Genomic DNA, 10,324 nt, shown 5'->3' with positions numbered 1-10,324 from the left:
CTCCCCCTCCGGGGTCAAGAGAGCCGCGGCGTGCACACCGCCGGTTTTAGAGAAGGCGGCCTGGCCGTCTGGCCAATGCAGCCCACCAGGGCCTCGCCCCCGAAGCAGTCCAATGGCAGAACCTTTACCTCACGAGGGCATGCGATTCAGGGCTTGACCGGTCCCGACCGGCCTGGACTCCGCGCACCCCGCGACCACCTCGAGTGCACGGTGAACTCGGTGAAACCCTGCCATCGCAAAGAATGAGCACTCAACTAAGTGAGTGCTCTGTGCTCAGACCCGGAAGACAGCCAGTTTACGTGAGAAGGACCCGGACCCGAAAACGGGGCCGGGATCCTGGCGACGCTAGCATCGCGTTGCGAGCGTCTTCGCCCGCCTCCACGCTACCTCCCCGAGGTGACGCCATTATTGCGCACAAACAGAGGGGACGCGTGTCGCTTAGGGACGCCTCTCGCCTTCGTTCCGGCGAGAGTTTCTAAGCGTAGCCAGCCGCAAGCCAGTCCGAAGCCGCAGCAAACAAATCCTCGTCGCTCACGGCAGAGGCGAGCGCCTCGACGGCCTCAACATCCTGCAATCGCGCAACAAGGGTTTGAAGCGCCTCAAGCTGCGAGTGCGCCTGCTTGAGGAGCATCATCACGACGAAGCGAGCCTCAATACTTGAGGAACTCGAACCCATCTCACGAAACTGCACGGGATGCGCGAGGGTGGCGACAGCAACTCCTTCGATGAGCACGTGTTCGGGATCGGTATGAGGGAGTGCGGTGGGGACCGCCGTAGGCAGGCCCGTGGGGAAGCGTTCCTCCCTCGCGATAACGGCCTCCTCAAAGGTAGCCGCAACGGCGCCAAGCTCGCGGAGGCGCCGGGCCATTGTGGTCAGCACCTCGCGGTCACTCTCCGCTTCAAGACGCGCAAACGCCGCGCCGGGGACAATTCCGAAGCTCACTGTGCCACCTCCTGTTTGGTTTGCTCGCGATCACGCCGGTTCATGACCGTGCGCACTGCAAACAGGGAGCCGAAGGAGAGGACGAGGGCGACGATCATACCGGGCACGCCAGCCTTCGCTGCGGCAAAGTAGAACGCGGTGAGGGGGTTCGAGCCATCCACGAGCGACGAGATAGTGTGCTGCCCCTTACCGAGCGAGAAGCCAGAGGCGACCGCAACCTCAGTAAAAACAGGAGCAATCCAGGTCGACACGAAAAGACCGAGACCGATGAGAACGGCACCGCCAATGGTCGAACGGACGATGTTTCCGCGGAAAATCGCCACCATGATCGCGACAATGAATGGGATAGTTGCGAGGTCCACGAGCGGGAGGACGCGGTTACCGAGCGGGGCAAGTCCGACGGCGAGGAACAGCGTGATCGGTACGAGCAGAAGTGACGTCGCGATCACGGATGGCTGACCGACCGCGACGGCGGAGTCAAGACCGATGTAGAACGTTCGACCCGGGAAACGCTTCTGCACAAAGTCGCGCGCGGCCTCCGAGATCGGCATGAGACCTTCCATAAGAACTGAAACCATACGTGGGAGGAGAAACATAACGGCGGCTAGAGAGATCGCGAGCGTCAAGATCTTTTTGGAATCTTCCGCCGGATGCGCAAATCCGAAGCCTAGAAGACCGATGAGCAGACCGAGAATGAGGCCCATCACGAGGGTTTCTCCGAAGATTCCGAAACGCTTTTGAATCGCCTGCGGAGTGGCATCCAGCTTGTTGAAGCCCGGAATGCGATCAAAAAGTGCATTGAGTGGGATCGCGAGGAGACCATAAGGAGCCGAAGTTCCGTGGGGGAACGAGATATCAGGGAGCCCGAAATACTTTTGGACGATGGGGGCCGTGAGGTCCGCGATCGCAAGCATGACAGCCATGTGGCACGCCGCAGCAACAAGTCCCCACCAGAAGCTGTGGGTAATCACGCCCACGAGCGCGCCGATCATCGCACTGTGCCAGAAGTTCCACAGGTCGATATTGAACGTGCGAGTGAGACCGGTGAACAGAAGAATCATGTTCAGGGCAAGCGCGAGCGGAATGATCGCAGCACCTATGGTAGAGCCGAACGCGATCGCAGCGGAGGAGGGCCAGCCGACATCAACGACGTCGAGTCCCACTCCAAATCGTTCGGCCATGGCCTGGGCCGCGGGGCTCACCTGCTGACCCATAAGGCCGATCACAAGATTGATACCGATGAAGCCAATGCCGATCGTGACGCCGGCCTTGAATGCTTTCTTAAAAGGAAGGCCGAGAATCAGACCAAAAATAGTTATGAGAATGGGCAGTACAACGCTCGCTCCGAGGTCGTTGAGGTAGCCGGAGAGGCCGATGAAAAAGTCTGCCATGACGGGAATTCCTTACGCGACGAGAACCCGGGGAAAAGGGACGATCCGCGCTTACCCTTGCGAGGTGAGTGCAGCCGAGGTGCGGGGCGATTTAAGAGAGCGCGTCCGCAATTACGCGAAGTGTGCCCTCTTGCCCCATTCCGGTAATGAGGCTGAGAGCGCGAACGACGGGGATCGTGACGGAGCCGGGGACGTCGGTTGTCGAGACGATCAGATCGGCGTCAACTCCGGAGCCGACGAGGTCCATGACCTTGCCTTGCTGGATCTGGGCATCAATGCCCTCCGCTTCGAGGAAGTCACGCACCTTCGAAACCACGACGGTTGACGTAGCGACGCCCGTACCGCACACAACCAATACTTTCTTCATTGAAACTCTCCTTCGAGTGAGGCGTTGGGGGCAAGTGTACACACGCCCTCGCGACCCTTCTCAAGACCTAGGGTCAGTAAAAAGTTCGACGGAACTTCTAGTGGACAACACTTGCGTCACGAGAATCAGTGTGCCAGGGTGTAGGCAATGGCGCAACTTATCGCCCCTCTTTCTGCAATTTGTTGCAATTGGCATTTATCACCGAGGATGAAATGGCACAGAACGCAATGACGCTGACCGGCCCCCTACTGATTGTCAACCCCAAGGCGTACCTCTACGGCGACGAAGCTCTGAAGTTAGCGGTCCTCGTCGACGAACTCGCCGGGCGATTCGAAATCCCCACGATCTACACTGCCCAACACGCCGACCTACGGCTCATCACCGAGCACACAACGAACCTCATCATCACCGCACAGCACATGGACCCGATCGCCCCTGGCCGCGGCATGGGACATATCCTGCCCGAATCGCTCGTGGCCGCCGGTGCCCGCGCCGTGGTCCTTAACCACGCCGAACACCCCCTCACGATCGCTCAGCTCGACGCCACTATCGAGCGCGCACGCGAGGCCGGCCTAAAGACCATCGTTTGCGCGGATTCGGACGCTCAGTGCTACGCGATCGCCCACCTCGGGCCCGATGCGATGATCTGCGAGCCGACCGCAGCGATCGGTACCGGACAAATGGATGAGGGTGACTATGTCGAACGTACGACCGCAGTCGTTAAGTCCGTCGACCCGAGCATTCTCGTCATTCAAGCCGCGGGCGTAAGTCGCGGAGCCGACGTTACCCGCGTACTCAAGCAAGGGGCCGACGGGTCGGGCGGTACCAGCGGCATCATCAAGCATCCCGACTGGCGGGAGATCCTCACCGAGATGTACACCGCAATACGAGACCACCGCGACGAGAAGTAACCCCATATCCCCACCGGAAAGAAGCCATCATGCTTATCTCACTTACCGATGCTCTCGCCCGTGCCGAAAAAGATAATGTAGGGCTTGCCGCCGTCAACACCCCTTTCTTCGAAGCTCTCGCCGCCACCATCAAGGTTGGCGAACAGACCGGGCAGCCAATCATCCTGCAGCACGCCCAAGTCCACGAGCCATACTCCCCAATCGAGGAGATCGGACCCGCCATCGTCGAGCTCGCAAAACGCTCGAGCGCCCCTTTCGTCGTTCATATAGACCACGGCGAAGACATCGACTACATCGCTAAGGGCCTCGAGATCGGCTTTAATTCGTGCATGATCGACGGCTCGCTGCGCGAGTATGAGGAAAACGTTCGCATCACCCGCGAGGTCGTCGCTATGGCTCACGAGCGCGGGATCGCAGTCGAGGGCGAGCTCGGCGTCATGACCGGCAACGAGAACGGTGACCCTTCCCAGGGCGTCGCAGACGCAACTCTCTACACCCAACCCGAACAGGCCCGCGACTTCGTTGAGCGGACGGGCGTCGACTGCCTCGCCGCGTCGTTCGGTACCGTTCACGGGCTCTACCGACAAAAGCCCCATCTCAACCTGCCGCTCATCAGCGAGTTGCGCGAAGCGGCCGGAGTACCGCTCGTCATGCACGGTGGCAGCGGTCTGAGCGAAGACGAATACCAAGCATCGATCGCGCGAGGCGTGCGCAAAATCAATTACTACACCTATGCTGCACGCGCGGCATACGAGGCGGCTACACCACTCGTCAACGACGACAAGATCTTCCTGTTCACAAACCTCGCGAAGGCGGCGCGCGATGCCGTCGAAACCGACGTCCGCCACTTCGTCGACACCATCTCGGCACGCGTTGACGCGTTCTGACCGGCGAGAAACCTTGGAAAGAAGGCCCCCATGACCACCTACACAACAACTCTCGAGCTGCGCAGCCACGGCGGGACCGCGAGCTTCATCGACGTCACGGCTCAGGTCCACGAAACCATCGCCGCCTCCGGAATTACTAACGGCGTGGCCACCATTATTTCGCCCCACACGACGTGTGCCGTGTACTTCGACGAATTCGCACACGACACGGTCGAGGATGGTACCGATTACCTCCAGGTCGATCTCGACGCGGCTCTTAGCCGAATGTTCCCCGCCCAGACAAGCTTCCCTCCCCATGGCGGATACAACTACCCGGGCGAGGCCCACTACCAGGCGGTCGAAAGCTGGCCCTCGGCGGCGGCCTTCCTCCCCGGAGGTGACCGCAGCCAACTCCTCAACGCCGACGCGCACCTCAAGGCGAACATCATCGGCGCTTCCGAGACCGTCGCCGTACTCGACGGGAAGGCCGCTTTCGGCGAGACCGGCTACATCTTTTTCGTCGACTTCGATCGAGCTCGTGAACGAGCTCGCAAGTGTCACATCGTTGTGACCGGGGACTGACCCCACCGATCGCGGCCCGCACGTCCTCATCGCCTGCACGGCCGCGATCACCCTCCTCCCCTAAGGCCCCGCCTGCAAGCGGGCCCTCCTCCCGTTGGTTCCGCAGCGAAGCGGACCCCACAGCTAGGAGTTCTTATGAACAACAACCCAGTTATGAAGGCGTTAACGTGGGCTGCCGAGCATTTCATCGGCGTGTTCAACGCTTCCGCGGAATCGTTCGTCGACCTTGTGACCGGGGTGCTTCCGCTCCTCATGGTCATGTTGACCTTCATGTACGCGGTCACAACATGGATCGGTGAAGAACGAGTGACGCGAGCCGTCCAGTGGGCCGGCAAGTACGCGATCACCCGTTACACGCTCATGCCGATCCTCGCCGTCCTGCTGCTCACCAACCCGATGGCTTACACGTTCGGCCGCTTCCTTCCCGAACGCTACAAGCCTGCGTTCTACGACTCAGCAGTATCGTTCGTGCACCCGGTGACCGCACTTTTTCCCCACGCCAACGCAGGCGAGATATTCGTGTGGACGGGTGTCTCGGCAGGCGTTCTCAAAGTTGCCCCCGAGAAGTACGCAACGCTCGCGATCCTCTACTTCATCACCGGCATTATCGTGATTTGCATCCGCGGTTTCGCTACTCAGTGGATGACCAACCTTCTGATCAAGCGCGGCGGACACGAAGCGTCCTTTAAGCAATACGACGCTGACTACGCAGCCGGACACATCCAGGGAGGCGTGGCATGACCTTCTCATCGATTCGCATCACGAAGGGCAGCAGTGGCTGGGGCGATGGTCTCACCCTCACGCCGACCGACGCCAAGAAGACGATCATTTCCGTCACCGGCGGCGGTATTCACCCCGTCGCCCAACGCATGGCCGAGCTCTCGGGGGCCGAGGTCGTCGACGGGTTCATCAATCACATCCCCGATGACGACGTTCTCGCGGCCGTCATCAACTGTGGCGGCACCGCCCGCATCGGCGTATATCCCAAGAAGCGCATCCCGACGGTGGATGTCTACCCTGGTTCGCCTGCGGGCCCGCTCGCCCAGTTCATTACGCCCGATATCTTCGTGTCCGACGTAGGCCCAAAGCAGGTCTCGCTTGCCGACGAAGTGGCTGTCACCGCCGAGACCGCCGAGCCCGCCACTGCAGAACCAGAGAAGAACGTCGCGGACACTAAGACTGCGGCCAAGGAGCGGGCCGCTGCCCAGTACAAGCCTTCCGGCTTCACAGGCATCGTCGTGGGCTTCGGCAACTTCATCGGCTACGTCATCAACACGCTATTGAGTTCGGGGCGTCAGGCGCTCGACATTATGCTCAAAACCGTTATCCCTTTCATGGCGTACGTCGGGCTTCTGATCGGTTTCGTGAACTACTCAGGCGTCTCGGACTGGCTCGCGAACCTTGTCACCCCACTCGCCTCGAACCCGTTCGGGCTGATCCTCCTATCGATCATTGTCGCTCTTCCGTTCCTGTCTCCGATCCTCGGCCCTGGCGGCGCGATCGCACAGGTCGTGGGTGTTCTCATGGGCACACAGATCGGAATCGGTGCACTGCCCGTTCAGTACGCCCTGCCCACCTTGTTCGCGATCAACGGCCAGGTCGGCGCCGACTTCGTCCCCGTAGGTCTCTCTCTCGGAGAGGCGAAGCCAGAAACGATTTCGGTCGGAGTCCCCGCGGTGCTCTTCACACGCCTCGTGACCTCACCCATCGCGGTCATCATCGCCTTTGGCTTCTCGTTCTTTATGTAACGAAGCCTGATCCATCTCTCACCACTAGGAGTCCTACGACATGTCCAACGAATTGTGGAGTGCCAATATCAGCCAGATCGGTGCCGATGCGGAAATGATGTTCTCCGAGGGCGTCATCATCCTCTTCGGAGAGCCCGTTCCCCCCTCCCTCGCAGAGGTTGCACTTGTGCACACCGGAGGCTCGACGTTGACCCGCGACCTGGTCGTGGGCGACGTGGTCGACATCGACGGTCACAAATACACAGTGACGGCGCTGGGCGAAATCGCTAACAAGAATCTTGCCGAGCTTGGCCACATCGTCCTATACGTCAACCAACCCGACCAATCGGTGCTACCGGGCGCCGTTCTCGTCTCAGGACCCGACGAATTCACGACGCCGCAGGTCGGCGCCAAGATCCGCGTCATGGAAGCCTAGTGATGCGCGGCGTCGAGTGGCTATTCCCGGTTCTGCTCTTCCTCGCGTTCGTCGTCTCTGCGATCCTCACGCTTTTGCAGCAGCGTCGGTACACGCGAGAGATCAACGCGGCAGCACAGGCCTCGACCGGACCTCACGACGTCCTCGTCACCGGCCGGGGCCGCGGTGTTAGCCGTGGGGCCATCGTGATCTTCGTCGTTGACCGATCCGAGGGCTGTATCACACGCGCAAGCGCCATGGTTGGATCCACCGTGTTTGCCCGCTTCCGAGCCTTTCCCACTCTCCTCGGCCCCACCGCTGGGGCGCAGGAGCGGGCGAATGGGAAGCACCTGAAGAAAGCCGTTGCCGCCGCGCTTGCGCAAGTTCCAGCCAACCCCACAGCTGCTCTCGCGGAACGCAAGCGTTCAGAGAAAAAGCGTGCTGACCGAGCACGCCGCGCCCGTGCAGCGACACGGAGCAACCACAAAGGGCGAGGGGAGAACCTGGCTGCTGATGCCGTTGATCCCACCACCTCCCCACTCGCACCGCGCACGCCTCGGCCTGAACGTTCCGCACACGTTGGAACTCCCTGATACTCACCAAATTCATCCCGCTAGAAAGGACACAACCGTGGGATACACAAAGGATCTTCTTGCACGCGAGGCTCGTGAGGGCCGCCCGATTCGCGTCGGAGTCGTGGGCGCAGGCCAAATGGGCTCCGGCATGATCGCGCAGATCTTTCAAACCTCCGGTATGACCGTCGCCGCGGTCGCCGATATCGTCGTCGATAAGGCCGAAGCAGCACTCAAAGCGGCGGGGGCGACCGACATCGTCGTCGCCGTCGACGATATCGAGACCGCGAAGAAGGAGGTCGAGAACGGCTCGGCGGTCATCATCAAGGACGGTCTCAAAATGCCTGAGCTCCCCGTCGATATCGTCGTCGAGGTTTCAGGCGTCCCAGAGATCGCCGCGCAAATCGCTTACACGTGCATCACCCATAGCAAGGATGTTGCGCTTATGACGGTCGAGGCCGATATCACGGTCGGTCCGCTCCTGTCATCTATGGCAAATGCGGGCAACGCCGTTTACACAATTTGCCGCGGCGACGAGCCTGTCGAGGCGCTCAAGCTCGTCGAGTACGCGCAAGATCTCGGTCTCGAGGTCGTCGCCGCCGGCAAGGGGAAAAACAACCCGAACAAGCCGACTTCGATCCCCGCGGACAACGAGGAGGAGGCTGCGCGCAAGCATATGAACCCAAGAATGCTCACCGAGTTTACCGACGGTACTAAAACCCAACTCGAGATGGCAGCTTTGTCGAACGCCACCGGCTTCCCGGTCGAGCAAGCCGGCATGCACGGCGTCGAGTGCAACATCAAGGACCTTGCCACAACCCTCATCCCGAAGGCCGACGGCGGTATCCTCAATGCCGACAAGGGCCCGGTCGTTGAATACACTACCGGCGACGTTGCCCCCGGCGTGTTTGCGATCGTGAAGTCCACTAGCGACGTCGTGACTCACGAGCTCGACTACCTCAAACTCGGCAAGGGCCCTTACTATCTACTCCTCCGCCCGTGGCATATCGCCTCGATCGAAGCTCCGCTCTCGATCGCGGAAGCCGTGATCAACCGCAAGGCGGACTTCCAGTCGACCACCGTCACGACCGAGGTCGTGGGCCGCGCAAAGTTTGATCTCGAGGGCAACCTCGAGCTCGAGGGGCTCGGCGGTAATCATTTCTACGGCTGGGCTGTCCCGGCCGAGGAAGCACGCGAAAAGGGTTACGTTCCAATCGGTCTGCTACAGCGCTCGGTGCTCAAGGAAGCCATCAAGGCCGGCGAATACATCACATACGACAACCTTGAGCTCGACGAGTCGCGCCCGCTCGTGGCCATGCGCCGGCTCCAGGACTCGCTCGTGGCGCGAGGCGTAATCTGATTCCCTACTCTCTTACTCAGGCGGGTTGACGGCTACACTTGGCGTCAACCCGCCGCTCTTTTTCCCTCCTCCGATCCCGAAAGTCCCGCATGGCACTCAAACGCGACCGACGCACCCTCATCGATGTCGCCCGCCTCTACTACGTCGACGGCCTCGATCAATCCACGATCGGCGAATCGATGGGGCTTTCGAAATCGACCGTCTCGCGTATCCTCACAGCAGCGAAGGAAGAGGGAATCATCCAGGTAAGGATCGTCGGGGACGACGTCGAACGGAACGAGGAGCTTGAGCGACAAATCACGGAGCTCTACGACATTGAGCGCGTGTTCGTCGCCGCATCTGGATCAGATCCGTATGAGGCGACCTCCCGCCTCGCGGCCCAGCGATTCATAGAACTCGCGCCGCATGCCGGACGTATCGGATTCGGCTGGGGCCTCACGATCCAACGTATGATCCAGGCAATCCCGACGCGGTCGCTCGGCGCGGAACACGTGCTCACTCCACTCGTGGGAGGGATGCCCACCGCGGATACGGCACCGAGCGGCAACAACATGATCGTCGCCCTCGCCGAACGACTCGGCTGCAGATCGGAACGCTTTGATGCACCGGCGGTTGTCGAATCGAGCCGCACATGGAACGCGCTCATGAGTGAGTCAAGCGTACGCACCGCCCTCGAGAACGCGCGCGCGACCGACCTCGCGTTCGTCGGCATTGGCACACATGGGGTACATACGTCACGCTTGGTGATCGACGCGATGAAGCTCAACGACGAGCAGCTCGCGCGATACCTCGCCCAGAATCCGGCGGGCGACATGTGCGGTCATTATTTCGACCCGGACGGCAAGCCGCTCGGAAGCCCTACGACGAATCGGGTGATTGGATTGACGATTGAGAATCTCCAGAATCTTCCGCGTGTGATTGGCATCGCCGCGGGTAACGATCGCCTTCCGGGTCTCACGGGCGCGATTCACACGGGCGCTCTCGCGGAGCTGTGTATCGACGAGGAGATTGCGCGTTCACTCGTCCGTGCGACGGGTGTCGGGCCTGGGAGAGCAGACTCCGGTGAGCGCTGCGTGTGCTCCGCGTGCGGGGCGCCGCACCCGCGCGCCGCCCGTTAGCTCTTGCTCGCTGCCAGGTCGATCCTCTCCGAGCCCGCGTAAACGTTGAAGCGCCCGTCATCGTCACCTTCG

Annotated in this window: 12 protein-coding genes; 9 read left to right on the top strand and 3 right to left on the bottom strand. The window is 61.0% G+C overall.

Features of this window, described 5'->3' with window-relative positions; all coding sequences use genetic code 11:
* Nucleotides 1-475 precede the first annotated feature (475 nt).
* From HMPREF3157_RS00515 to HMPREF3157_RS00505, 3 genes are all read right to left on the bottom strand, one after another.
* On the bottom strand, nt 476-943 hold the full coding sequence (locus HMPREF3157_RS00515; RefSeq protein WP_070435220.1) for a PTS sugar transporter subunit IIA: 468 nt from the start codon (nt 941-943) through the stop codon (nt 476-478).
* Complete coding sequence (locus HMPREF3157_RS00510) at nt 940-2,334, bottom strand: PTS galactitol transporter subunit IIC (protein WP_070435219.1); 1,395 nt, start codon at nt 2,332-2,334, stop codon at nt 940-942. Before HMPREF3157_RS00510 ends, HMPREF3157_RS00515 begins: the two co-directional genes overlap by 4 nt.
* A 91-nt stretch (nt 2,335-2,425) precedes the next feature.
* Complete coding sequence (locus HMPREF3157_RS00505; RefSeq protein ID WP_070435218.1) at nt 2,426-2,701, bottom strand: PTS sugar transporter subunit IIB; 276 nt, start codon at nt 2,699-2,701, stop codon at nt 2,426-2,428.
* Between the two features lie 212 nt (nt 2,702-2,913).
* Here HMPREF3157_RS00505 and HMPREF3157_RS00500 point away from each other — a divergent pair, with 212 nt between their 5' ends.
* From HMPREF3157_RS00500 to HMPREF3157_RS00460, 9 genes are all read left to right on the top strand, one after another.
* Complete coding sequence (locus HMPREF3157_RS00500) at nt 2,914-3,612, top strand: triose-phosphate isomerase (RefSeq protein ID WP_101686582.1); 699 nt, start codon at nt 2,914-2,916, stop codon at nt 3,610-3,612.
* A 29-nt stretch (nt 3,613-3,641) separates the two neighbouring features.
* Complete coding sequence (locus tag HMPREF3157_RS00495; RefSeq protein WP_070435217.1) at nt 3,642-4,499, top strand: class II fructose-bisphosphate aldolase; 858 nt, start codon at nt 3,642-3,644, stop codon at nt 4,497-4,499.
* A 30-nt stretch (nt 4,500-4,529) separates the two neighbouring features.
* A complete protein-coding gene (locus HMPREF3157_RS00490) occupies nt 4,530-5,060 on the top strand; it encodes a YjbQ family protein (RefSeq protein ID WP_070435216.1) in 531 nt (176 codons plus the stop codon).
* Between the two features lie 135 nt (nt 5,061-5,195).
* Nucleotides 5,196-5,801, top strand: coding sequence for a PTS glucitol/sorbitol transporter subunit IIC (locus tag HMPREF3157_RS00485; RefSeq protein ID WP_210386250.1), 606 nt, complete (start codon nt 5,196-5,198; stop codon nt 5,799-5,801).
* Entirely contained in the window at nt 5,798-6,808 is a 1,011-nt protein-coding gene (locus HMPREF3157_RS00480; RefSeq protein ID WP_070435215.1) for a PTS glucitol/sorbitol transporter subunit IIB, read from the top strand. The genes HMPREF3157_RS00485 and HMPREF3157_RS00480 overlap by 4 nt, the downstream gene beginning before the upstream one ends.
* A 40-nt stretch (nt 6,809-6,848) precedes the next feature.
* On the top strand, nt 6,849-7,223 hold the full coding sequence (locus HMPREF3157_RS00475; protein WP_070435214.1) for a PTS glucitol/sorbitol transporter subunit IIA: 375 nt from the start codon (nt 6,849-6,851) through the stop codon (nt 7,221-7,223).
* A 2-nt stretch (nt 7,224-7,225) separates the two neighbouring features.
* Entirely contained in the window at nt 7,226-7,795 is a 570-nt protein-coding gene (locus HMPREF3157_RS00470) for a transcriptional regulator GutM (RefSeq protein ID WP_141740565.1), read from the top strand.
* Nucleotides 7,796-7,832: 37 nt separating this feature from the next.
* Complete coding sequence (locus HMPREF3157_RS00465; protein ID WP_070435212.1) at nt 7,833-9,134, top strand: NAD(P)H-dependent oxidoreductase; 1,302 nt, start codon at nt 7,833-7,835, stop codon at nt 9,132-9,134.
* 89 nt (nt 9,135-9,223) lie between these two features.
* Nucleotides 9,224-10,252: a sugar-binding transcriptional regulator gene (locus tag HMPREF3157_RS00460; protein WP_070435211.1), complete on the top strand. Its 1,029-nt coding sequence runs from the start codon at nt 9,224-9,226 to the stop codon at nt 10,250-10,252.
* Nucleotides 10,253-10,324 lie beyond the last annotated feature (72 nt).

It is taken from the genome of Dermabacter sp. HMSC06F07 (assembly GCF_001807345.1).
GTDB lineage: Bacteria > Actinomycetota > Actinomycetes > Actinomycetales > Dermabacteraceae > Dermabacter > Dermabacter hominis.
This window is presented reverse-complemented; position numbering and strand designations above follow the sequence as displayed.

Bases quoted from the DNA above. Each gene is read 5' to 3' on its own strand.
- HMPREF3157_RS00470 (WP_141740565.1), top strand. From the start codon at position 7,226: ATGCGCGGCGTCGAGTGGCTATTCCCGGTTCTGCTCTTCCTCGCGTTC.
- HMPREF3157_RS00500 (WP_101686582.1), top strand. From the start codon at position 2,914: ATGGCACAGAACGCAATGACGCTGACCGGCCCCCTACTGATTGTCAAC.
- HMPREF3157_RS00485 (WP_210386250.1), top strand. From the start codon at position 5,196: ATGAACAACAACCCAGTTATGAAGGCGTTAACGTGGGCTGCCGAGCAT.
- HMPREF3157_RS00510 (WP_070435219.1), bottom strand. From the start codon at position 2,334: ATGGCAGACTTTTTCATCGGCCTCTCCGGCTACCTCAACGACCTCGGA.
- HMPREF3157_RS00460 (WP_070435211.1), top strand. From the start codon at position 9,224: ATGGCACTCAAACGCGACCGACGCACCCTCATCGATGTCGCCCGCCTC.
- HMPREF3157_RS00490 (WP_070435216.1), top strand. From the start codon at position 4,530: ATGACCACCTACACAACAACTCTCGAGCTGCGCAGCCACGGCGGGACC.
- HMPREF3157_RS00480 (WP_070435215.1), top strand. From the start codon at position 5,798: ATGACCTTCTCATCGATTCGCATCACGAAGGGCAGCAGTGGCTGGGGC.
- HMPREF3157_RS00495 (WP_070435217.1), top strand. From the start codon at position 3,642: ATGCTTATCTCACTTACCGATGCTCTCGCCCGTGCCGAAAAAGATAAT.
- HMPREF3157_RS00475 (WP_070435214.1), top strand. From the start codon at position 6,849: ATGTCCAACGAATTGTGGAGTGCCAATATCAGCCAGATCGGTGCCGAT.
- HMPREF3157_RS00505 (WP_070435218.1), bottom strand. From the start codon at position 2,701: ATGAAGAAAGTATTGGTTGTGTGCGGTACGGGCGTCGCTACGTCAACC.